The 22746-nt window shown below is 62.6% G+C and carries 17 protein-coding genes; 14 read left to right on the top strand and 3 right to left on the bottom strand.

Going from position 1 to position 22746, the window contains the following annotated elements:
* Positions 1-120 precede the first annotated feature (120 nt).
* The 6 genes from ACFQ95_RS12605 (at position 121) to ACFQ95_RS12580 (ending at position 11819) form a co-directional block, all read left to right on the top strand.
* Positions 121-3729 (top strand): indolepyruvate ferredoxin oxidoreductase family protein, encoded by a 3609-nt coding sequence (locus tag ACFQ95_RS12605; protein WP_422831394.1) that lies wholly within the window; start codon positions 121-123, stop codon positions 3727-3729.
* Positions 3730-3850: 121 nt separating this feature from the next.
* Positions 3851-5953: a GumC family protein gene (locus ACFQ95_RS12600; RefSeq protein ID WP_422831392.1), complete on the top strand. Its 2103-nt coding sequence runs from the start codon at positions 3851-3853 to the stop codon at positions 5951-5953.
* 201 nt (positions 5954-6154) lie between these two features.
* Positions 6155-6487 carry a preprotein translocase subunit YajC gene (gene yajC / locus ACFQ95_RS12595; protein WP_422831391.1) on the top strand — a complete coding sequence of 111 codons (333 nt, stop codon included), beginning with the start codon at positions 6155-6157 and terminating at the stop codon, positions 6485-6487.
* A gap of 30 nt (positions 6488-6517) precedes the next feature.
* Positions 6518-8398 carry a protein translocase subunit SecD gene (gene secD / locus ACFQ95_RS12590; RefSeq protein ID WP_422831389.1) on the top strand — a complete coding sequence of 627 codons (1881 nt, stop codon included), beginning with the start codon at positions 6518-6520 and terminating at the stop codon, positions 8396-8398.
* A gap of 92 nt (positions 8399-8490) precedes the next feature.
* On the top strand, positions 8491-9444 hold the full coding sequence (secF, locus tag ACFQ95_RS12585) for a protein translocase subunit SecF (protein ID WP_422831387.1): 954 nt from the start codon (positions 8491-8493) through the stop codon (positions 9442-9444).
* 11 nt (positions 9445-9455) lie between these two features.
* Positions 9456-11819: a DUF1631 family protein gene (locus ACFQ95_RS12580; RefSeq protein WP_422831386.1), complete on the top strand. Its 2364-nt coding sequence runs from the start codon at positions 9456-9458 to the stop codon at positions 11817-11819.
* Positions 11820-11828: 9 nt separating this feature from the next.
* Here the strand turns inward: ACFQ95_RS12580 and ACFQ95_RS12575 are convergent, their stop codons facing one another.
* From ACFQ95_RS12575 to ACFQ95_RS12565, 3 genes are all read right to left on the bottom strand, one after another.
* Positions 11829-12359, bottom strand: a complete 531-nt coding sequence (locus ACFQ95_RS12575) for a DUF494 family protein (protein WP_422831385.1) — start codon at positions 12357-12359, stop codon at positions 11829-11831.
* Between the two features lie 84 nt (positions 12360-12443).
* Positions 12444-13637 carry a DNA-processing protein DprA gene (dprA, locus tag ACFQ95_RS12570; RefSeq protein ID WP_422831384.1) on the bottom strand — a complete coding sequence of 398 codons (1194 nt, stop codon included), beginning with the start codon at positions 13635-13637 and terminating at the stop codon, positions 12444-12446.
* A gap of 76 nt (positions 13638-13713) precedes the next feature.
* Positions 13714-14913 (bottom strand): LysM peptidoglycan-binding domain-containing protein, encoded by a 1200-nt coding sequence (locus ACFQ95_RS12565; RefSeq protein ID WP_422831472.1) that lies wholly within the window; start codon positions 14911-14913, stop codon positions 13714-13716.
* A 167-nt stretch (positions 14914-15080) separates the two neighbouring features.
* Between ACFQ95_RS12565 and def the strand changes: the two genes are divergently transcribed.
* From def to ACFQ95_RS12525, 8 genes are all read left to right on the top strand, one after another.
* Positions 15081-15602: a peptide deformylase gene (gene def, locus ACFQ95_RS12560; RefSeq protein WP_422831382.1), complete on the top strand. Its 522-nt coding sequence runs from the start codon at positions 15081-15083 to the stop codon at positions 15600-15602.
* Positions 15603-15624: 22 nt separating this feature from the next.
* Entirely contained in the window at positions 15625-16107 is a 483-nt protein-coding gene (locus tag ACFQ95_RS12555) for a hypothetical protein (RefSeq protein WP_422831381.1), read from the top strand.
* Between the two features lie 109 nt (positions 16108-16216).
* Positions 16217-17200 (top strand): methionyl-tRNA formyltransferase, encoded by a 984-nt coding sequence (fmt, locus tag ACFQ95_RS12550; protein WP_422831380.1) that lies wholly within the window; start codon positions 16217-16219, stop codon positions 17198-17200.
* Positions 17200-17946 carry an AzlC family ABC transporter permease gene (locus ACFQ95_RS12545; protein ID WP_422831378.1) on the top strand — a complete coding sequence of 249 codons (747 nt, stop codon included), beginning with the start codon at positions 17200-17202 and terminating at the stop codon, positions 17944-17946. The genes fmt and ACFQ95_RS12545 overlap by 1 nt, the downstream gene beginning before the upstream one ends.
* Positions 17947-17969: 23 nt before the next feature.
* Positions 17970-18305, top strand: a complete 336-nt coding sequence (locus ACFQ95_RS12540) for an AzlD domain-containing protein (RefSeq protein WP_422831470.1) — start codon at positions 17970-17972, stop codon at positions 18303-18305.
* Positions 18306-18403: 98 nt separating this feature from the next.
* Positions 18404-19597 (top strand): phosphoglycerate kinase, encoded by a 1194-nt coding sequence (locus ACFQ95_RS12535; RefSeq protein ID WP_422831377.1) that lies wholly within the window; start codon positions 18404-18406, stop codon positions 19595-19597.
* Between the two features lie 113 nt (positions 19598-19710).
* Positions 19711-21435 carry an ABC transporter permease gene (locus ACFQ95_RS12530; RefSeq protein WP_422831375.1) on the top strand — a complete coding sequence of 575 codons (1725 nt, stop codon included), beginning with the start codon at positions 19711-19713 and terminating at the stop codon, positions 21433-21435.
* On the top strand, positions 21432-22724 hold the full coding sequence (locus ACFQ95_RS12525; protein WP_422831372.1) for a nitrate/sulfonate/bicarbonate ABC transporter ATP-binding protein: 1293 nt from the start codon (positions 21432-21434) through the stop codon (positions 22722-22724). The genes ACFQ95_RS12530 and ACFQ95_RS12525 overlap by 4 nt, the downstream gene beginning before the upstream one ends.
* Positions 22725-22746 lie beyond the last annotated feature (22 nt).

Below are 22746 nucleotides of genomic sequence, written 5' to 3'. Positions count from 1 at the left end.
CATATCTGTGCGTGCGGCATACACTTTGCAAAGGTTTGGCGTTCGCGCTTGATCCAAGCGTAGACAAAAAACGCACCCGCTCACGAGGCGGTTCATAAAGAGACATGGAGACCCACAAGAATGAATGCCCCACTGCCGGAGCACGTGCGCAAAGCACTCGAAACCGTCACCTTAGATGACAAGTACTCGCTCGATTACGGTCGAGCCTTCATGAGCGGCGTGCAAGCCCTCGTCAAGCTGCCCATGCTGCAACGCCTGCGCGACCAACAAGTTGGCAAGAACACCGCCGGTTTCATCAGCGGCTACCGTGGCTCGCCGCTGGGCGGCTACGACCAGGCCTTGTGGAAGGCCAGCAAGTTCCTGAAGGCGCAGAACATCGTGTTCCAGCCGGGTGTGAACGAAGAGCTGGCCGCCACCGCGCTGTGGGGCACGCAGCAGCTTGGTTTTTCGCCACCGGGCACGAACAGATTCGATGGTGTGTTTGGCATTTGGTACGGCAAGGGCCCGGGTGTGGACCGCTGCTCCGACGTCTTCAAACACGCCAATATGGCCGGCACCACGCCCTGGGGCGGCGTGATTGCGGTGGCCGGTGACGACCACATCTCCAAGAGCAGCACGGCGGCGCACCAGAGCGACCACATCTTCAAGGCCTGTGGCACGCCGGTATTCTTCCCGACCAATGTGCAGGAGATTCTGGACCTGGGCATACACGCCTTTGCGATGAGCCGCTTTGCGGGCATCTGGTCGGGCATGAAGACGATCCAGGAAATTGTCGAGTCCAGCGCCACGGCCATGATAGACCCGGACCGGGTCGAGATCGTCATGCCGACCGACTTCCAGATGCCGCCCGGCGGCCTGCACATCCGCTGGCCAGACCACGCGCTGGAACAAGAGGCGCGGTTGATGCACTACAAGTGGTACGCCGCGCTGGCCTACATACGCGCCAACCGGCTGAACCACAACGTGATCGAAGGGCCGAACGACCGCTTCGGCATCATGGCCAGCGGCAAGGCCTTCAACGACACGCGTCAGGCGCTGCTGGATTTGGGCTTGGACGATGCGGCCTGCCGCCAGCTCGGCATTCGCCTGCACAAGGTCGCCGTGGTGTGGCCGCTGGAGGCGCAGCTCACGCGCGAATTTGCCACCGGCCTGCAAGAAATCCTGGTGGTTGAAGAAAAGCGCCAGGTCATCGAGTACCAACTGAAAGAAGAGCTGTACAACTGGCGCGCCGATGTGCGCCCGAATGTGCTGGGCAAGTTCCAGGAGCTGGATGGCGACTTCTCTGGTGGCGAATGGGCCATGCCCAATCCCACGGCCAACACCTTGCTGCGTGCCAATGCCGATTTGAATCCGGCACTGATCGCCAAGGCCATCGTGCAGCGCCTGCGCAAACTCGGCCTGCTGCAAGCCGCTGGCGCCGACATGGTGGCACGCATAGACGCGCAAATGGCGATTCTGGAAGCCAAGGAAAAGTCCATGCAAGTGCTGCAAACCAGCGGCGGCATTGGCGATGCACGTCTGCCCTGGTTCTGCTCCGGTTGCCCGCACAACACCAGCACCGTGGTGCCCGAAGGCTCACGCGCCATGGGCGGTATTGGCTGCCACTTCATGGCCACATGGATGGACCGCTCCACCATAGGCTTCACGCAAATGGGTGGCGAAGGTGTGCCCTGGGTTGGCCAGCAGCCGTTTACCACCGACCAGCATATTTTTGCCAACCTGGGCGACGGCACCTACTTCCACAGCGGCCTGCTGGCCATTCGCCAAAGCATTGCCGCGGGTGTGAACATCACCTACAAAATCCTCTACAACGACGCCGTGGCCATGACCGGCGGCCAGCAAGTGGGCGAGCGCCCCGAAGGCCATTCGGTGCTGCAGATTGCCGAGAGCCTGCATGCCGAAGGTGCAAAGAAAGTGGTGGTGGTGACCGACGAACCCGAGAAATACCAGGGCGTCAACATTCCCGGCGACCATGTGCAGGTGCTGCACCGCGACAAGCTCGATGAAGTGCAGCGCGAATTCCGCGAAATGCAGGGCACAACGGCCATCATTTACGACCAGACCTGCGCCACCGAAAAGCGCCGTCGCCGCAAACGCGGCACGGCGCTGGACCCGGCCAAACGCGTGGTGATCAACGAGCTGGTCTGTGAAGGCTGCGGCGACTGCGGCGTGCAGAGCAATTGCCTGAGTGTGGAGCCGCTGGAGACCGAATTCGGCCGCAAGCGCGCCATCAACCAAAGCACCTGCAACAAGGACATGAGCTGCCTGAAAGGCTTCTGCCCCAGCTTTGTAAGTGTCGAAGGCGGCGCGCTGAAGAAAAAGGCGAAGAGCAAGGCGGCCACCCCGGCCGACCTGGGTGCGCTGGCCGAGCCCAGCGTGCCCGTCATTGCGCCGGGCGGTGTCTGGGGCATTGTGGTGGCCGGTGTGGGTGGCACGGGTGTCATCACCATAGGCCAGCTGCTGGGTATGGCGGCGCACATCGAAGGCAAAGGCATCGTCACACAAGACGCGGCGGGCCTGGCGCAAAAGGGCGGCGCCACCTGGAGCCATGTGCTGATTGGCGCCACGCAGCAAGACATTCGCACCACGCGCGTCGGCACCGCGGCGGCGGATCTGGTGCTGGCTTGTGATCCCTTGGTGTCGGTCAACCCCGAGACCATGGCGCGTATGCGTGAAGGCCGCACCCATGTGGCACTGAACACACACGGTGCGCCTACCGCAGCCTTTGTGCGCAACGCCAACTGGCAAAACCCGCAAGATGCCTGTGCCGCACAAATTGCCGAGACCGTGGGTGCACAAGCGCTGGGCGCGTTTGATGCCGACGCCACCGCACAAGCGCTGATGGGTGACACCATTTATGTGAATCCCATGATCCTGGGCTACGCCTGGCAACGCGGCTGGGTGCCGCTGGAGCATGCTTCATTGCTGCGCGCCATGGAACTCAACGCTGTGGCGGTAGAGGCCAACAAAACCGCCTTTGAATGGGGCCGCCAGGCCGCGCTTAGACCAGACGAAGTGCGCCAGCGTTTGCAGCCCGCGCAGGTAGTGCAGTTCACCCCACGTGAAACCACGCGCAGCCTGGTGCAGCGGCGTGTGGAGTTCCTGACCGCCTATCAGGATGCCGCCTACGCCGAGCACTACCGCGCCTTTGTGGCCAAGGTCGAGTTGGCAGAAGCTGCGCTGGGCAAAACCGCGCTGAGTGAAGCCGTGGCGCGTTACCTGTTCAAACTCATGGCCTACAAGGACGAATACGAAGTGGCCCGGTTGCACACCGACACCGCGTTCCTCGACAAGGTCAACAACATGTTTGAAGGCGACTTCAAGCTCCACTACCACCTGGCCCCGCCATTGCTGGCCAAGAAGAATGCCAAGGGCCAGTTGCAGAAGCAGAAGTTTGGCCCCGGCATGCTGACCGCCTTCAAATGGCTGGCGCGCATGAAGGGCTTGCGCGGCACGGCGTTCGATGTTTTTGGCCGCACTGAAGAGCGCCGCACCGAACGTGCGCTGATTGGTGAATACCGCGCCACGATAGAAGGTGTGCTGACGATGTTGACCGCGGCCAACCATGGCACGGCGGTGGAGTTGGCACGGCTGCCCGAACTGATCAAGGGTTACGGCCACGTCAAAGAGGCCAACCTGGCGACCACACGCGCCAAGTGGGCCGCGCTGGAAGCGGCTTTCCATGCGCCGGTGCAAAACCCCGCGGTGGCAAGCCCACGCGTTGCCTGACGAACGGTTGGCGCCTCTGGTAACGGGGGCTGTGCACCGTCAGACGCGAGGTTTATAGTGGGCTCCCCCGGCGAACTGCACATTGCATACGGGCCGGGGGTCAGACTACGGGGCCAGCGTCATGCAATTGCAATTTCCACGCCGAATAAATCCTACGTTTGCCCACGGCGTTGATGGTTTTGCCGATGAACCACCCGCGCCGCGCCGCAGCCGCGTGATGCGGCGGCGGGTGCTGGTGTTTTCTTGTGTGTTCCTGCTTTGTGCGCTGCTCAGCCTGGCCTACACCTATCTGCGTGACCCGGTCTACCTGGCGCAGGCGCGGGTGCAGATCACGCCGGCTTCCGGGGCTTCTGTGGCTCCGGCGCCCTCGGGCAAAGATTCCAAAGACATTCTGCTGCAACCTGGCGGCGCGCAATCGTTTCTGGTGGAGATTCAAGTTTTCACCAGTCGGCCAGTGCTGGAAAAAGCCGTGCAGCGTCTGCGTGCAAACGGCGCAACCTCGTTGGATGATTCGCCCGAAGGTGTAACCGCGCTGCAGAACATGCTGCAAGTGCACCCGGTGAGTGGCACCAATGTCGCCCAGGTGGAGGCGCGCGGGCCAGACCGGTTCCTGGTGGCGGCCCTGGTCAACACCGTGATCGACGTCTACCGCGAAGCGCAGGCCAGCCAAGGGGAGGCATCGTCGCGCGCGCTGCTGGCCGATGCGCGGGAAGAGGCGCGTGTGGTGGATGCCAAGGTGGCCGAGAAGAAAAAGCTGTTGGAGGACTTTCGCTCGCGCTCGAATATCGTCTCTATAGAGCGCGACGAAAACCAGGTGCTGGCGCGCTTGAAGGCCCAGAGCGCGGCACTCAGCCTGGGCACCGACCGTGAAGCCGTTGCCGAAGGCAAGGTGCGCGCGCTGGAGCAAGCGGCGGCGGCCGGTCAGGCGCCGCAGCTCTCCAGAGACAGTCCCAATGTGGCGGCCATGGCGCAGCGTCTGTCGCAGTGGCGCGAGGAGTGGCGCGCGCTGGAGCGCCAGTTCACGCCCGACTACCTGGCGATGGACCCGAACGCACGCGCGCTGAAGAACCGCATCACCAGCCTGGAGCAACAGATTGAGGTCGAGCGCGGCAAGGGCCAGCAGAACGCATTGGCCGAAGCGCGCGACGAACTCGCCAGCGTGCGCGCCGCCAACCGCCGTCTGCAACAACAAATGACGGAAGACAAACAGACGGTGCAGGGCTTCACGCGCAATTTTTCCGAATACAAAACCATGCAGGAAGAGCTGCAGGGTTTGGAGCAGATGCGCCAGTCTTCACGTCAGCGGGTGTTGTCGCTGGAGGCGAGCGAGAACGCCCGCCGACCCCGGGTGCAACTGGTGGAATCGGCCGTGCCGCCGGACACGGCTTGGCGTCCCTTGTATACGCGTGACGCGTTGATCAGCCTCGCAGGCTCGCTGGCGCTGGGCTTTTTGGCGGTGTGGTTTGTCGAGTTCTTCAATCGCGTGGAGCCGCCAGCTCCCGGCCCATCGACGGTGATCATTCCCCAGCCATGGGGCCCGGGCGCGTTTGCCGGGGTGAATGCTGGCTTGGCCGGGCCGGTCAATCCGGTGCACGAACTGCTGCCAGGCCAGGCGAACCAGGCGCCTCTGGCGCAACTGCCGCAGGCGCAGCCGCGCGAGCTGGACCCGGAGGAACGAGAGCAGCTGCTGCATGCCGCAGCCCCCGACCACGCGGCCGTGCTGGTGTGCCTGCTATGTGGCCTGACGGTTGATGAGGTCATCGCTTTGCGCGTGGCCGATGTGGATCCCGAGGCCGGTGTCCTGCATGTGACCGGTGAGTCCGCGCGCGACCTGGCTTTGCCGCCGCAGTGGCTGCAGTCGCTCGGCACCCCTACCAGCGCGCCCGACGCGCCGCTGTTCTCGGATGGCAAGGGCGCGCCGCTGCAAGCGCAAGACGTGCAAGCGATGGTCACCTCCGGGGCCCACGATGCGGCGCTGGCCCAGCCCGAGTCCATTACGCCCCAGGCCTTGCGGCACACCTATATTGTGTTTTTGGTGCGCCAGGGCTGCCGATTCAGCGACCTGGGGCGTCTGGTGGGGCGTTTGTCGGCCGAGGCATTAAACGCCTTGGGCGGGCTGGCCCCGGCAGCCGAGAAAAAGCTGCCTATGCAGTCGATCGCGCGCCAATTGCCCGAGGTCCAGGCGTTCACCAGTCCTGCCGGCGACCCCGGTGCTGCCGGGTAAAAAGCCAGGGTTTTCCCCATTTTTCGGGGGCTCGCCAGAGGGAGTGCTTGTTTGGCGGGCGATCGCCTATATCTCTCAGGGGCTCAGTTTCACCGAGCGCGGTGCCCCGCATACAATCGTCGTCGCCTCACCGGACGGCATGGTGTCGCTTTTGCTTGCGCCCGTGCCTGTCTACCTCTGAATTTCCCGTGGAGTTATCCCTTGTTCATTTCTTCTGCTTTTGCCCAAACCGCTCCTGCCGCCGCTGCAGGTGGTGACATGATGTCCTCCCTGACCAGCATGTTGCCGCTGGTGCTGATGTTTGTGGTGCTGTACTTCGTGATGATCCGCCCACAAATGAAGAAGCAAAAAGAACACCGCGCCATGATTGACGCCTTGGCCAAGGGCGACGAAGTGGCCACGGCCGGCGGCTTGCTGGGCAAAGTGACCCGCTTGGGTGAAGGCACCATTGGTGTCGAAGTTGCCAGCGGCGTGGAAGTGCAACTGCAGCGCAGCGCTGTGGTGCAAGTGCTGCCCAAGGGCACCATCAAGTAATTAGCTGACTCTGAAAATCATCGCGCGATCATGAACCGTTACCCGGTATGGAAGTACGCGATCATCGTGATCGCGCTGTTGGTGGGGGCCATCTATACCCTGCCTAATTTTTTTGGAGAGTCGCCGGCCGTGCAGGTTTCTGCCGGACGGGCGAATGTGAAGATCGATGCGGCTGCCTTGTCCAAGGTGGAAGACGCGCTGAAAGCGGCCGGCTTGCCGACCAGCCAGATCAGCCAGGATGCACAGTCCATCAAGGTGCGCTTCGACTCCACCGACGAGCAACTCAAGGCCAAGGACGCCATCCAGAAAGCGCTGGTGCCGGATGCCAACGATCCGGCCTACGTGGTGGCGCTGAACCTGCTGTCGCGCTCGCCACAGTGGCTCACCAACCTGCGTGCCGGCCCCATGTATCTGGGCCTGGACTTGCGCGGTGGCGTGCACTTCATGCTGCAGGTCGACATGCCTGCCGCACTGACCAAGCGTGTCGAGTCGCTGACCGGCGACCTGCGTACGGCGTTGCGTGAAAAATCGGTGCGTCACAGCGGTATCAGCCGCAATGGCCAAAGCATTGAGGTCCGCCTCGGTGACGCGGCCACGCTGGCGGCCACCAAGGCCGTGCTGCAAGACCAGTTCGCTGATCTGCAAGCGACCGAAACACCGGACGGCACCGGCTTCAAGCTCACCGCCACCATCAAGCCCGAAGCTGCCCGCCGGGTGCAGGACCAGGCGCTGAAGCAAAACATCACCACCTTGCACAACCGGATCAACGAGCTCGGCGTGGCCGAGCCGGTGATCCAGCAGCAGGGTCTGGACCGCATCGTGGTGCAACTGCCAGGTGTGCAGGACACGGCCAAGGCCAAGGACATTCTGGGCCGCACCGCCACGCTGGAAATCCGCATGGTGGATGAAAGCACCGAAGCCCGCTCCGCCGAGACCGGCTCGGGCGCCGTGCCGTTTGGTGCCGAGCGTTACCTGGACCGTAACGGCCAGGCCGTCATCGTCAAGAAACAGGTGATCTTGACCGGCGAAAACCTGACCGATGCGCAGCCTGGTTTTGACAGCCAGAACCATGAGCCCACCGTCAACCTGACGCTGGATGCCAAGGGCGCACGTATCTTCAAGGACGTCACGCGCGAGAACATCAACAAGCGCATGGCCATCATCCTGTTTGAAAAGGGCCGTGGCGAAGTGGTCACGGCACCGGTCATTCGTAGCGAAATCTCGGGTGGTCGCGTACAGATATCGGGCCGCATGACCACCATGGAAGCCGCCGACACCTCGCTGCTGTTGCGCGCCGGTTCGCTGGCTGCGCCCATGGAAATCATCGAAGAACGCACCATTGGCCCAAGCCTCGGCGCGGAGAACATCAGCAAGGGTTTCCACAGCGTGACCTGGGGCTTTGTCGCGGTGGCGGTGTTCATGTGCATTTACTACATGCTGTTCGGCGTGTTCTCCAGCATTGCGCTGGCCGTCAACCTGCTGATGCTGGTGGCTGTGTTGTCCATGCTGCAGGCTACTCTGACGCTGCCGGGCATGGCCGCCATGGCGCTGGTGCTGGGTATGGCGATTGACGCCAACGTGCTGATCAATGAACGTGTGCGCGAAGAGTTGCGTGCCGGTGCATCACCCCAGGCGGCTATCCATGCGGGTTACGACCGCGCTTGGGCCACGATTCTCGATTCCAACGTCACCAGCTTGATCGCCGGTATCGCGTTGCTGGCCTTTGGTTCCGGCCCGGTACGGGGTTTTGCGGTGGTGCACTGCCTGGGCATTGCGACGAGTATGTTCTCGGCAGTGTTTTTCTCGCGTGGCCTGGTGAACCTGTGGTACGGACGGCAGAAGAAACTCAAGACGGTGTCGATCGGCACCGTGTGGCGCCCGGATAGTGGCACCGTTGCCAAGTCAGAATGAATGTATTTGGAATGTGGGGTGGCGTTGTGAGGCCCCCACTGGTGATCAACGGCCTGTGCCACTGCCCGCATTCCTGACCAAAGGATAGTTCGATGGAGTTCTTCAAAATTCGCCGCGACATACCGTTCATGCGGTATGCGCTGATTTTCAACGTGGTGTCGTTTGCCACGTTCTTTCTGGCGGTGTTCTTCCTGTTCTCGCGTGGCTTGCACCTGTCGGTCGAGTTCACGGGGGGCACGCTGATGGAAGTTAGCTATTCGCAACCGGCCGATCTGGACAACGTGCGCAAGCAGGTGTCTGCACTGGGCTATACCGATGTGCAGGTGCAAAACTTCGGCACGGTGCGCGATGTGCTGATCCGTTTGCCCGCGCAGAAGGGTGTGAGTTCGGCGCAACAGAGTGAGCAGGTGCTGACTTCTCTCAAGACGGCAGACGCAGATCTGATTTTGCGACGCACCGAGTTTGTCGGCCCGCAGGTCGGCGACGAGTTGACCACCGATGGGCTCAAGGCCTTGGCGTTTGTGATCGGCGGCATCATCATTTACCTGGCGATTCGTTTCGAATGGAAATACGCCGTCGCGGCGATCATCGCCAACCTGCACGATGTGGTGATCATCCTGGGCTTTTTTGCCTTCTTCCAGTGGGAGTTCTCGCTGCCGGTGCTGGCGGCGGTGTTGGCGGTGCTGGGCTACTCGGTGAACGAATCGGTGGTTATTTTTGACCGTATTCGCGAGAACTTCCGACGCTATCGCAAGATGACGCCGCACGAAATCATCGATAACGCGATTACCTCCACCATCAGCCGCACTATCATCACCCACGCATCAACGCAGGCGATGGTTTTGTCCATGTTGCTGTTTGGTGGCCCGACGCTGCACTACTTCGCGCTGGCGCTTACCATTGGTATCTGCTTTGGTATTTATTCGTCGGTATTCGTGGCCGCTGCCATTGCCATGTGGCTGGGCATCAAGCGAGAAGATTTGGTGAAAACTGCAGTGAAGAAAGACGAAGACCCGAACGACCCGAATGCGGGAGCAACAGTCTAACGACCCCACTTATGGCCACGCGTACGCCCCATCCCTCTGACCGCCCACTCGCACGCCGTGCGCGTGAGCGCTTGGTCCATGAGGCCAGCACGGCCATGGGGGAAGTCCGCACGGCCGTGTTGGAGCGTTTTCGCGCCCTGGTTGACGAGGTGAGCAACGCGCGCGAGATGCAGGAGCGGCGCGATGCCTGGATTGCCTTTCAGCAAAAGGGCCAGGCCTGGGAGAGTGCCACCATTGCCGCCTGGCAGGCCGGCCTGCAGGTGGTTGGGCAAGGTGTGCATCCCCGCTACACCGCTTCCACCTTCGAGCTCATGGGTGATGACGTGGTGGAGAACAAAATTCTCAGCTCGCGTCTGGGGCAAGCGGTGCTGGAGCGCACGGCCGAATCCCATGCTGATTTGGTGGCTAGGCTGCAGATGCTTGAAGGTACTGAAGAGCTGATTCCCCAAGATCCCGTGCGTCCCGAAGCCATGATGCTGGCGGTGGTGGAGCAGTGGACGGCGGTGGGCATGGTGCGCACCGCGTTACCGCTGGTGATGCCCGTGCTGCAGCGCGAGTTCATCGTGCATTTGCTCGATGCCTATAACAGCAGCCTGGCATTTTTGTCGGCCAATGGTGTTGAAGCCTCCAGTGATTTGCGTGGCCGGGTGAAGCGTTCCGAGGGTGGCAGCAGCAGCACCAACGCTGCCACCTGGACCGACAGCACCGCGCCGCGTGAACAGTCTTCGCAGGCCTCGGCCTGGGCGCGCTCCGGCGCGGCCACATTGCGCGCGCCCGGGGCTGGCAGCGCCAGCACCGGAATCGCGCCTGCAAGGGGACGCACGTCCGCCGAACGCGCGGCCGAAGAAGAAACCCGCATGATGACCGTTGCCTCGCCGCTGGCGCGTGCGCGGCGGCGTGCGCAAGGGGTGATGGTGCACCTCAAGCGGGTGCTGTCGGACCACATCGGTGATTTTGACCGCACCGTACGGCAATCGGTGTCGCCCGGTTTGGCCCGTGCGATTGCGCGCAAACAAGACGGTGGTGACACCGACCCCCTGTATGGCACCATGCCCGGCCCAGGCTTCGACTACGGCATGGCCGTCACCGAAGTTGCAGGCTTGCTGCGTGAGCGTACCAAAGAGCTGAAGAAGGCCGCCTCGACGGCGGGCGAAAAGGCGACGATCGAAATCGTCGCCTTGATGTTTCAGAACATCTTGGCCGAAGAGCGGATCCCGCCCTCGATACGGGTCTGGTTTGCGCGCCTGCAACTGCCGGTGTTGCGTGTGGCCTTGGCTGAGCCCGAGTTTTTTGGCACGCTAGACCACCCCGCGCGCCAACTGATAGACCGCATGGGCGCCTGTGTGATGGGCTTTGACGCCACCGCCATCAATGGCAGTGCGATGGAGACCGAGATCAAGCGTGTGGTGCAGGTGATCGAGCAGTATCCGGAAACCGGGCGTCGTGTGTTCCAGCTGGTGTACGACGAGTTCCAGCAGTTCCTGTCGCGCCATCTCACGGAAAAGGGCAACACCCAGCGCGTGGTCAGCCTGGCCCAGCAGATGGAACAGAAAGAGACCCTGGCCATTCAATACACCATCGAGCTGCGCAAGATGCTCGAAGAGTTGCCGGTGCGTGAAGACATTCGCGAGTTTCTCTTCAAGGTCTGGGCCGAGGTCCTGGCCATGGCGGCGGTGCGCAGCGGGCCACAGCATGCCGATACCATTTCGTTGAAAAAAGCAGCTTCTGAATTGGTCTGGGCGGCCAGCGCCAAGCCCAACCGCGCCGAGCGCGCGCAGGTGATCGAGAGCCTGCCGGCCCTGCTGCAGCGCCTGCGCCACGGCATGGGCCTGCTGGGCTTGCAAACCTCGGCGCAGGAAGCCCACATCAAGATCATCAGCGACACCCTGGCCGATGCGTTTATGTCGAAGACGGAAGCCATTCCGCACGCGCGCATCGAGACCATGGCCGCGCGCCTGGCCAATCTGGAAGACTTCGTCAGCGACGAAAACATGGGTGATCTGCCGCTAGATGCCGAGAACATCGAACTCATGCTGGGCATTGATGCTTCGTCGCTGGACGTCATTACCGACGGCGGCTCCAAACCCACTGAGGCGATGATGGCTTGGGCGCAGGATTTGACCCTGGGCCAGTGGTTCATGCTGGACCACAACAACCGCGTCAACCAAGTTCAGTTTGCCTGGCGCAGCGAGCGCAAGCAGCTGCACCTTTTTGCAGCGATGGATGGCCGCAGCTACCTGATCCAGATGCGCCGTCTGGCCGCATACCTGCAGGCCGGTCTGCTGGTGCCGCAGGAAGAGGAAGCCCTGACCTTGCGCGCGACGCGTGATGCCCTGGCCAAACTGGACGCCAATCCGGAACGGCTGCTCGGCTAAAACCGCCGCTCAGTGTGCGATGCGCTGCGAGGCGTCGTCGCACAACTCGTGCAGCACCAGGGCGTTGGGCTCGAGGTCCAGGCTCCAGTAGACCAGCAACACAATGATCTTGAGCTGATCAAGCTGCAGCGGGCTGTCGCGCGTGGCCATGGCGCGGTCTAACACCACTTCCCGCAGATGCGCAGGCAACTCGCCCGCGTCCTCCAAGAACTTCAGGAAGCCTAGGCATTCGATGCCCAGATGTGTTTGTTCTTGCACCGAATACACCCGCAGGCCTGTGCTGGTCCAGGGCGGTAGTGCGGTGTCGGAGGAGATGTCGTCAAAAAAATAGTCGCCGATGGGGCTGGATGCGTCATCGGCCAGAGGTGCGGCCGGCGTACCGTGGGTGGCCAGGTCCAGGCCTTCCAGCCATGACAGCGCGGCCGAGATTTCAGCGCTGCCAAAGCCCACGGCTGAAAGCTTGCGCCCAAGCTGTTGCGGCTCTGGGCAGTCGTCGCCACGCCAGTAGTTTTCATAGACGAAAACGAGCACGTCAAACATGGCTTCAATATAGCGCAGAAGCGCTTTGGAGTGCGTCGGTCGCCGCGTTGGGCCCAGGGTTGGCGCTGGTGTCTTGAGGGACTTTTAGGCCAAGCCCTGGCGCTGAAACAATCCGCCGGGCAGGCGGGCGACCTGGTCGTCGAGTTCCAGCTCCAGCAGCTTGGCTTGCAGCGCCGCCGTGGGCAGGCCGGTGCGGGCTTGCAGCGCGTCCAGGCTCACGGGGTCGTAGCCCATTTGCTGCAAGACCAGGTCGTCAGAGTTTGCTTCATCTTTATCGTCAAAAGTGCCACTGACGCTTTCTGTACCTGCGCTGAGTGCTTCATTTTTCGGAGTGAGCAACTTGGCGGCAAGCAAGGGGCGCAGCTCCTCCAAGACGTCTTGTACCGTTTCCACCAGTTTGGCGCCCTGCTTCAGCAGCGCATGGCAGCCGCGCGCTTGCGGAGCGTGTATCGAGCCTGGCACGGCGAACACTTCTTTGCCTTGTTCAGAGGCCAGTCTTGCCGTGATCAAAGAACCGGATTTCAACGCCGCCTCGACCACCAGCGTGCCTTGGCTCAGGCCGGCGATGAGGCGATTGCGTTTAGGGAAATTTCCGGGCAGCGGCGGTGTGCCCAGCGGGTACTCGCTGACCAGCAAGCCCTGGCTGGCGATGCGGTGGGCCAACGCCAGGTTGCGCTTGGGGTAGACCCGGTCCAATCCCGTGCCGACAAACGCCACCGTCGCCAACTGGTCTGTAGACGCTGCGGCCCCGTCGAGCGCGCCTTCGTGCGCCGCGGTGTCTATGCCTAAAGCCAGGCCTGAGACCACGGTCAGCCCTGCGGCAGCGCAGCCGTGGGCCAGGATGCGGGCATTGGTTTCCCCCTGCGGCGTGGGATTGCGGCTGCCCACCATGGCCAGCGCCGAAAAAGTCCCCTGCTGCCAAAGGTCGATACGGCCCAGCAGATACAGCATGAGTGGCGGGTCTTCCATCGCCAACAGGCTGGCCGGGTAGTCGGCATCGCCCAGCGTGACGATGCTGCGCGGCGTGTGGGCGCTGGTGTTGGCATCGGCCGGCCGCAGCCATTGCCAGGTGCTCTCCAGCAGCGCGGGCCACTCGGTGGGAATCTTCAGCAGGGCTTCGGCCAGAGGGCCCGAGACGACTTGCCGCAAGGCGTCAGAGGACTGGTTGAAAACCGCTTGCGGGAGGCCAAATGCCGCCAGCAGGCGGCGCGCAGCGGTGTTGCCAATGCCTGGCGTGAGGCTGAGGCGGAGCCACGCCGCCAGGTCATCGTGTTGCATTCGCTGCAAGCCTCCGGTTCAAGGAATGCGGTCACAACGGCGAATGCCGCTTCACCCGGGCCGGCCGCGCTGCAGGCTAGTGAGGTGTCGCCAGGCGGTCGCCAATCTTCACGCCGCTGTTGATCTGCATGATCAGCCCGTAGGACAGTCTCTCGAACGGGCGAAACACCATCAACAGGCCGTTGCGTTCATCGGGCAGCTTGATCAGGGGCTTGGACGGGTCGGTCTTGTCGACCTGGATGCCGCCGTCCGACAACAAGGTGAGGACATGACCGCGCTCAATGCCATCCTTGGTGCCACGGTTGATCACCACAATCTGGCTTTGTGCAGCGTTGGCCACGGCGCTGCCGTAGATCGACACAATGCGCCCATCAATCTCTTGCGAAGGTGCGCGCGGCACGTAGTTGAGCAACTCGCGCGGCGGCTCGGGCAACAGCCGGTCGCCGACACGCGACTCTTCCTTGGAGCTGGTGAAGTCTATGGTCGCCGGCACGATTTCCAGGGCGCGTTTGCCATCGCTGTCCACGTCAAGCGACTGCTGAAGACTTTCACCCCGCACCAGGCGGGCCTTGCCCACATAAACCGCTTCGTAACCCAGGATTTCCTTGGTGCCCGGGTCCTTCAGAGGCACGGCGTTGCGGAACACGCGGAAGTCGCGCGGCTGGCCCTTGGCATCCGACAGTGGTGTTTCTGCAGAGCCCCGGGCATAGGCACGGTCTCCGCGGCTGATCAGCACGCGGCTATCTTGCGTGGCCACAATGCGCGGCGCCATCGCCAGGGTGGCCTCGTCGATGATCAAAGGTTCGGACAAAAACGCCTCGATCAAATGGCTGGGCAGCGTGGTCAGGGCGTTGTCGACCAATGACTCGTAGCGGGTGCGTGGCGACACACGGATGGTGTCGCCATCACCCAGGCTGGCCGTGCGCAGCGTGGCGCGGCCGTCGCGTTTGTCGAGAAACAGCCGTTGGCCGGGGTAGATCAGGTGCGGGTTGCGAATGTCCTGCAGGTTCATGCCCCACAACTCGGGCCAGCGCCACGGACGGTTCAGAAAGATGCCGGAGATGCCCCATAGCGTGTCGCCGCTTTTCACGGTGTAGCTGTCGGGGGCGTTGGGGGCCAGATCGGCAATCGGCACACCCTGTTGGGCGACTTGGGTGGCCGTGGCTTGCTGCGCGGGGGTGACGGGGTAGCTCTGGGCCTGAGCGGACTGGGTGAATCCGAAAAGCGAAACCAGGCATGCGGCAATCGCCGTTCGTGTACTGGCTCCCGCCATCATGTATTTCATAGATTTTTGCACTAAAAGCGTTGCAAACTTGCTTAAAACTCACCGCAAATGACGCACGATTTTGCGCCCAAGCCCTTGGATGGGCAACGATTATTGGCTAGGCTCAAACGCCAGTCGGCCAAAAGTGGCGAAAATAGCCACACATTTGCCTAGCCTTCATGTCGTTACTACCTATTCTTCAATTCCCCGATCCTCGTTTGAACACCTTAGCACGCCCCGTGCAGAAGGTGGATGAACGCATCCAGACTTTGATCGCCGACATGCTGGAAACCATGTACGATGCCAATGGCATAGGCTTGGCCGCCACGCAGATCAATGTGCATGAACGGCTGATCGTCATCGACACCTCGGAAGAGCGCAATGCGCCCATGGTGCTCATCAACCCGGAAATCGTTTGGGCCAGCCCTGAGCGGGTGATCAACGACGAAGGTTGCCTGTCGGTGCCCGGCATTTACGACGGCGTGGAACGCGCCACCCAGGTGAAGGTGACGGCTCTCGACGGCGAAGGCCAGTCGCGCACCATAGAAGCCGACGGCTTGCTGGCCATCTGCATCCAGCACGAGATGGACCACCTGCTGGGCAAAGTGTTTGTGGAATACCTGTCGCCGCTCAAGCGGAACCGTATCAAAACCAAAATGCTCAAAGTCAAGCGCGATCTCGAAAAAGACAAGCGCAACTGAAGACCTACATCAGGAGACAGCCATGGCTCGCGGTAAACAATTTCTGGCAGTAGCACTGGTGGCCCTTTCACTCGTGGGCTGCGGAAGCTTTCCGGTGGCCGAAGGTTTGTCACGCGAGCAGGTGTTGAGCGAGCACGGCAAACCCACGGCCGAACTCACCCGTGGCACCACCACGCGCATGCAGTACTCTGGTCAGCCGTTCGGGCAGTTTGCCTGGATGGTCGATCTGGAGCCCACCGGCCGTGTCGCCCGGTCATACCAGGCGCTGACACTGAACGAGTTCTCGCGCATCGACATTTCGGGCACGACCACCACGGACGACATTCTGTGGGCCTATGGTCGCCCGGCCAGCGTGGACCACGTGTCGTCCTGGCAAGGCGATGTCTGGACCTATAGGTGGAACAACGGCTGGGACATGTTTTTCTGGATTTACTTCGACCCCGCCGGCATCGTGCGCCGTACACAACAAGGCCAGGACATGCTCAACGTGCCTGAGCGGCGCTGAGCGTTTCACTCACGTGGATGGTGTGCTGGCGCTGCCCCATTCGTGGGCCGCAAGTCGAGTGTTAGAGGCCACGGCCTTTTTGATTTTTAACCGCTACTGAACCGTTTCCATGCGTCTGATCTTCGCGGGTACGCCCGAATTTGCCCGCGTCGCCTTGCAGCAATTACACGCTGCCGGGTTTGACATTGCGCTGGTCTTGACCCAACCCGACCGCCCGGCTGGGCGCGGCATGAAGCTGCAGGCTTCGCCCGTGAAGCAGTTCGCCCAAACGCTAGGGGTGCCGGTGGCCCAGCCGCGCAGCCTGCGACTGGACGGCAAGTTTCCCGACGAAGCCGGCGCCGCACGGCAAGCCATTCTGGACGCCAAGGCGGACGCCATGGTGGTCGCCGCCTACGGCCTGATCCTGCCGCAGTGGGTGCTGGATGTGCCACGCCTGGGCTGCCTCAACATCCACGCCTCGCTGCTGCCACGCTGGCGCGGTGCCGCGCCCATACACCGCGCGATCGAGGCCGGTGACAGCCACACCGGCGTCACCATCATGCAGATGGATGCGGGACTGGACACCGGCGACATGCTGCTGGTCGAAAACATCGCCATCCAGGACGACACCACCGCCACGCTGCACGACAAACTCGCCGGCCTGGGCGGCCGCATGATCGTCGAAGCGCTGGAGCTGGCCGCCTGTGGTGGCCTGCGCCCCGTGCCACAACCGGCCGAGGGTGTGACCTACGCGCACAAGATCGAGAAACACGAGGCCGCCATAGACTGGTCGCTAGCCGCCGAGCAAATCGTGCGCCGTGTGCGTGCGTTCAACCCGTTCCCCGGCGCCGTGGCGCAGCACGGTGATGAAGCGCTGAAGGTCTGGGCGGCCCACGTGGGCGGCGAACCTGCGCCCGCAGGCAAAAAAATTGGAGAAATAGTGGCCGTGACGCCCGAGGTGATTGCGGTGGCAGCTATGGATTCAGTAGTGAACATCACCGAGATCCAACGCGCTGGTGGCAAACGCCTGCCGGTGCGCGACTTCATTCGCGGCTTTGATTTACAACCCGGCCAATGCTTTGTGCAGGCGCCAGCGACCCACGAGGCCGCCTGATGTTTCTACGCCGCAGCCTGCGCGAGCACGCCGAATTCAAAGCTGGCATGGGCGACATGTGGCCGCAAGCGCCCGGCATCTTTGCCTGGGGCTTGATGACCGGCGTGGCCATGGTCAAGTCGGGCATGAGCGTGGTCGAAGCTTTGGCTATGGCGATCCTGGTGTTTGCCGGCAGTTCGCAACTCGCCGCCATTCCGCTGATCATCGCCGGCGCGCCGATGTGGATCATCCTGGCCACGGGCTTTTGTGTGAACCTGCGTTTTGTGGTGTTCAGCCTGCATCTGCGGCCCTACCTCATGCACCTGCCGCGCTGGGAGCGGCTGACACACGGTTATCTGACGGCCGACATGACCTATGTGTTGTTTACCCGGCGCTACCCCAAAGTGGGCGAAACGCTGGCCGAACACCAGGCGCAAGAAGCTTACTTGGCGGGCAACTGTTTCCTCAACTGGTTCACCTGGGTCAGCGCCAGCGTGTTGGGTGTGTTGTTGGCCAACTTCATTCCCACCGCCTGGGGCCTGGGTTACGCCGGCATCCTGTGCCTGGTGGGCATTTTGTGTTCACTGGCCAGCACGCGCCTGCGTGTGCTGGCCGCAGCCACGGCGGGTGTTGCCGGGGTGGTGGCTTATGCGTTGCCGCTCAAGCTCAACATCGTGGTGGCGATTGCGGCGGCGGTGTTGCTGTGTATGAGCATGGAAAAATTCACCCCAGCCAACAACGACCGGGCCAAAGGTAAGACGGCATGAGCTTCAGCAACTTCGGCCCCACCATGGGTGAAACCGACGCCTGGACGCTGCTGGTCATCGTCGGCTTGGCCTGCATCACCGTCATTGCCCGCAGCTTCTTCTTCATCTCCAGCAAATCCTGGAGCCTGCCGCAGTGGGCGCACCGTGGCCTGCAATATGCGCCCATCGCCGCACTGGCCGCCGTCGTGGTGCCCGAGGTCGTGGTCACCAACGGCCACCTCGCCACGCTGTGGCTTGACGCACGGGTTTACGCCGCCATCGTCGGGGCGCTGGCGTTCTATTGGCGGCGCGATGTGTTGATCACCATCGTGGTTGGCATGGCGGTCTACCTGCCGTTACACCTGGGCCTGGGCTGGTAGCGCCCCGACCTGCACCACAGCGGCGCTGGCGCTTCTAGAATCGGCGCCAAGTTCCGCGCTCGGAACACCTCTTTCTTCATCTTCAGCGAGTAGTTGCCATGAACGTTTTGCGCTTTTCCGATTTGTGTGCCCAGGGCAAGGTCTCGGGTCAACGGGTGTTCATCCGTGCCGACCTGAACGTGCCCCAGGACGATGCCGGCCAAATCACCGAAGACACCCGCATCCGCGCCTCGGTGCCCTGCATACAGCAGGCGCTGGACGCCGGCGCCGCGGTGATGGTGACCTCGCACCTGGGTCGCCCCACGGAGGGCGAGTTCAAGCCCGAAGACTCGCTCGCACCCGTGGCCAAGCGCCTGGGTGAACTGCTGGGTCGCGAAGTGCCGCTGGTGGCCAACTGGGTCGACGGCGTGAGCGTCGCTCCTGGCCAGGTGGTGCTGTTGGAAAACTGCCGCGTCAACGTTGGTGAAAAGAAGAACAAGCCCGAGTTGGCGCAAAAGATGGCCGCGCTGTGCGACATCTTCGTGAACGACGCCTTTGGCACCGCCCACCGCGCCGAAGGCACGACCTACGGCATCGCCGAATATGCCAAGGTGGCCTGTGCCGGCCCATTGCTGGCGGCCGAGATCGACGCCATCACCAAGGCCCTGGCCCAACCCCAGCGCCCGCTGGTGGCGATTGTGGCGGGCTCCAAGGTGTCGACCAAGCTGACCATTTTGAAGAGCCTGGCCGAAAAGGTGGACCAGCTCATCGTCGGTGGCGGCATTGCCAACACCTTCATGCTGGCCGCCGGCCTGAAGATAGGCAAGAGCCTGGCCGAAGCCGATCTGGTGAGCGAAGCCAAAGCCGTGATCGACGCCATGCAGGCACGCGGTGCTGCCGTGCCAATCCCGACCGACGTGGTCACTGCCAAGACCTTCGCGGCCGACGCCGTGGCCACCGTCAAAGCCGCTACGGACGTGGCCGATGACGACCTGATCCTGGACATAGGCCCGCAAACCGCTGCCGCCCTGGCCACGCAATTGAAGAAGGCCGGCACCATTGTCTGGAACGGCCCCGTGGGTGTGTTCGAGTTCGACGCGTTTGCCCACGGCACGGAAACCATTGCCCGTGCAATCGCCGAAAGTGCTGCGTTTTCGATAGCGGGCGGCGGTGACACACTGGCCGCCATCGCCAAATACGGCATTGAAAAAGAGGTGGGCTACATCTCCACCGGTGGTGGCGCTTTCCTGGAAATCCTGGAAGGCAAGACCCTGCCAGCGTTCGAGATTCTGCAAAAACGCGCGGCGGCTTGACCTTCAATCGGTCGAAGTTGTGACTTCGGCTGATTGATTCATACCGTCTTTACAAAACGGTGTTCCACTCCCGGCCTGACAACATGTGACTGGCCGTGACGGGAGGGTGAACGATGGACAAATGGCGCAAGCTGCCCGGCGGCGGCCTTTTGGCGACCACGCCCAACCGTTGGGACTTCGCCCTCTTGCCCCTGGTGCTGGCGATTCTGCTGGCACTGGCGTTTGGCGCGGCGCAGATGGCCAAGCCGTTTGCCATGGGCGAGTCGCTGGAGATCTCGCTCTCGCCCGAGGTCCTGCCCTACTACCTGCTGCGCACCACGCTGCGCATGTTCATTGCGCTGGGCTTTTCGCTGCTGTTCGCGTTCGTTTTCGCGGCCCTTGCCGCCAAGTACCGCGCCGCCGAAAAGGCCATGATTCCGCTGCTGGACATCTTGCAGTCGGTGCCGATTCTGGGCTTTCAGGCGATTGCCATTGCGCCCTTCATTGCGCTGTTTCCCGGCAGCTTGCTGGGCGTGGAGTGTGCGGCCATCTTCGCCATCTTCACCTCGCAGGCCTGGAACATGGCGTTCAGCCTGTACACCTCGATCCGCAACGTGCCCGACGAGCTGAACGAGGCCTCGCGCATGTTCCGCCTCTCGGCCTGGCAACGCTTCTGGCGGCTGGAGCTGCCGTTTGCCATGCCCGGGCTGTTGTGGAACATGATGATGTCGATGTCCGGCGGCTGGTTCTTCCTGGTCGCGGCCGAGGCCATTTCGGTGGCCAACCAGGACATCAAGCTGCCCGGCATAGGCTCGTACATCGCGGTCGCCATCGAAGACAAAAACGGCATGGCAATTGCCTACGCCATTGGCGCCATGCTGGTGGGCATACTGGTGTACGACCAGTTGTTCTTCCGCCCGCTGCTGGCCTGGGCCAACAAGTTCCGGTTTGAGGATTCCCAGGGCGACACCGCGCAGCAGTCCTGGCTGCTCGACTGGATGGGCCGCAGCCACTGGATGCGTGCGCTGACCCAGCGTTTCTGGCGCGCCATGCGCGGTGCGCTGGGCTGGTTCAGCAGCGCGCGCAGCGATACAGCGCCCACCACGCCTTCTAGCTTTGCCAACCCCATCTGGGCGCGGGTCTGGGACGTGGTTCTGGTGCTGGGCACACTGGCCGCGTTTGGCTGCTTGCTGCTGTTTGTGCACACCGTGGTGGGCTGGGGCGAGGCGGCGCATGTGGTGATGCTCGGCTGCATCACGCTGCTGCGGGTGCTGCTGCTGATTGGGCTGGCTTCGCTGGTGTGGGTGCCGGTGGCGGTGTGGATAGGCCTGCGGCCGGCGTATTCGCAGCGTGTGCAGGCGGTGGCGCAGTTCCTGGCGGCGTTTCCGGTCAACCTGATGTTTCCGCTGGTGGTCTACCTGCTGGTGACCTGGAAGCTCAATCCGAATATCTGGCTCAGCCCGCTGATGGTGTTCGGCACGCAGTGGTACATCCTGTTCAACGTGGTGGCCGGGGCTGCGGCGATTCCCAACGAGCTGCGCCTGGCAGCCGACAACCTGGGTGTGCGCGGCTGGCTGAAGTGGAAACGTGTTTATTTGCCGGCCGTGTTTCCGGCCTATGTGACCGGGGCCATCACCGCCAGCGGCGGCTCGTGGAACGCCAGCATCGTCGCCGAATACGTGACCTGGGGCGACACCACCCTGGTGGCCAACGGCCTGGGCAGCTACATCAAACACATGACCGATGTGGGCGACTTCCACCGCATCGCGCTGGGCATAGGCGTGATGTGTATTTTTGTGATGCTGTTGAACCGGTTTTTCTGGCGCAAGCTGTATCTGCTGGCGGAGAGTCAACGATGAATCTGATTGAACTGCAAGGGGTGGCCAAGTCGTTCTCGGCCGCCGATGGCTCCGCCCGCACGGTGCTGAGCTCGGTCGACTTTGAACTCGCCGATGGTGAAATCGTGGCGCTGCTGGGCAAGTCAGGCTCGGGCAAATCCACACTGCTGCGCATCATTGCGGGCCTGATTCCGGCCGACCATGGCCGGGCGGCCTACCGCCAGCAAGCCATCCACCGGCCGGTGGCGGGTATTGCCATGGTGTTCCAGTCGTTTGCCTTGTTTCCGTGGCTCACGGTGCAGCAAAACGTCGAGCTGGGCCTGGAGGCCCAAGGTGTGCCGGCCGCAGAACGCGAGAAGCGCGCCGATGCCGTGCTCGAGCTGATAGGCCTGGCTGGTTTTGGCGGCGCGCTGCCGCGTGAGCTGTCGGGCGGCATGAAGCAGCGTGTGGGCATTGCGCGTGCGCTGGTCACCAACCCCGACATCCTGCTGATGGACGAAGCCTTTTCGGCACTGGACGTGTTGACCGGCGAAACCCTGCGCAACGACATGCTGGCGCTGTGGGACGGCGACAAGATCCCGACCAAGGGCATTCTGATCGTGTCGCACAACATCGAAGAGGCGGTGATGATGGCCGACCGCATCATCATCCTGGCCAGCGACCCGGGCCGTATACGCGACGAGGTGCACATCCGCCTGCCACGTCCGCGCAATGCCGATTCGGTGGAAGTGCGCGCGTTGATCGACGAGGTCTACGGCCTGATGACGCAGCACCCCGTGCAAGCCGCTGCGGCCGGGGCGCCAGAGTCGGCACACGCCGGTTACCGCCTGCCCGCCACCGATGTCAGCCGCATAGAAGGTGTGCTCGACATGTTGGCTGGTGCGCCTTTCAACGGCCACGCCGATTTGCCGCGCCTGGCCGAAGAGGCCGAACTGCCCGATGAAGAATTGTTTCCCACCTACGAGGCTCTGGCTTTGCTTGGGCTGGCCCATGTAGACCACGGCGACATCCACCTCACGCCGCTGGGCCAGCACTATGTCGATGCCGACCAGGTGCGCAAGCAGGAAATGTTTGGCCAGCAACTGCTGACGCATGTGCCGCTGGCCGCGCACATCCGGCGCGACCTGGAGTCCGAGCCTAGCGGCACCTTGCCCGACAAGCGTTATCTGGAGTTGCTGGAGGAGTTTTTCGAAGCCGAAGAAGCCCAGCGCGTGCTGGAAGTGGCGATTGAGTGGGGCCGCTACGGCGAGGTCTATGGCTACGACTTCCACACATCCAGACTGACCCTGCCAGAAAGCGAAACGGCTTAGCAGGCAGGTCGCCGGCTAAGCC

The organism is Variovorax sp. HJSM1_2 (assembly GCF_049316285.1).
Taxonomy (GTDB): Bacteria; Pseudomonadota; Gammaproteobacteria; order Burkholderiales; family Burkholderiaceae_C; genus Rhodoferax_B.
The sequence above is the reverse complement of the archived record's forward strand: the minus strand, read 5'-3'. Positions and strand labels throughout refer to the sequence as shown.

Coding starts and splice junctions, on each gene's coding strand:
- ACFQ95_RS12605 (WP_422831394.1), top strand. CDS start 121: ATGAATGCCCCACTGCCGGAGCACGTGCGCAAAGCACTCGAAACCGTC.
- ACFQ95_RS12600 (WP_422831392.1), top strand. CDS start 3,851: ATGCAATTGCAATTTCCACGCCGAATAAATCCTACGTTTGCCCACGGC.
- secD (WP_422831389.1), top strand. CDS start 6,518: ATGAACCGTTACCCGGTATGGAAGTACGCGATCATCGTGATCGCGCTG.
- secF (WP_422831387.1), top strand. CDS start 8,491: ATGGAGTTCTTCAAAATTCGCCGCGACATACCGTTCATGCGGTATGCG.
- ACFQ95_RS12580 (WP_422831386.1), top strand. CDS start 9,456: ATGGCCACGCGTACGCCCCATCCCTCTGACCGCCCACTCGCACGCCGT.
- ACFQ95_RS12575 (WP_422831385.1), bottom strand. CDS start 12,359: ATGTTTGACGTGCTCGTTTTCGTCTATGAAAACTACTGGCGTGGCGAC.
- dprA (WP_422831384.1), bottom strand. CDS start 13,637: ATGCAACACGATGACCTGGCGGCGTGGCTCCGCCTCAGCCTCACGCCA.
- ACFQ95_RS12565 (WP_422831472.1), bottom strand. CDS start 14,913: ATGATGGCGGGAGCCAGTACACGAACGGCGATTGCCGCATGCCTGGTT.
- def (WP_422831382.1), top strand. CDS start 15,081: ATGTCGTTACTACCTATTCTTCAATTCCCCGATCCTCGTTTGAACACC.
- ACFQ95_RS12555 (WP_422831381.1), top strand. CDS start 15,625: ATGGCTCGCGGTAAACAATTTCTGGCAGTAGCACTGGTGGCCCTTTCA.
- fmt (WP_422831380.1), top strand. CDS start 16,217: ATGCGTCTGATCTTCGCGGGTACGCCCGAATTTGCCCGCGTCGCCTTG.
- ACFQ95_RS12545 (WP_422831378.1), top strand. CDS start 17,200: ATGTTTCTACGCCGCAGCCTGCGCGAGCACGCCGAATTCAAAGCTGGC.
- ACFQ95_RS12540 (WP_422831470.1), top strand. CDS start 17,970: ATGGGTGAAACCGACGCCTGGACGCTGCTGGTCATCGTCGGCTTGGCC.
- ACFQ95_RS12535 (WP_422831377.1), top strand. CDS start 18,404: ATGAACGTTTTGCGCTTTTCCGATTTGTGTGCCCAGGGCAAGGTCTCG.
- ACFQ95_RS12530 (WP_422831375.1), top strand. CDS start 19,711: ATGGACAAATGGCGCAAGCTGCCCGGCGGCGGCCTTTTGGCGACCACG.
- ACFQ95_RS12525 (WP_422831372.1), top strand. CDS start 21,432: ATGAATCTGATTGAACTGCAAGGGGTGGCCAAGTCGTTCTCGGCCGCC.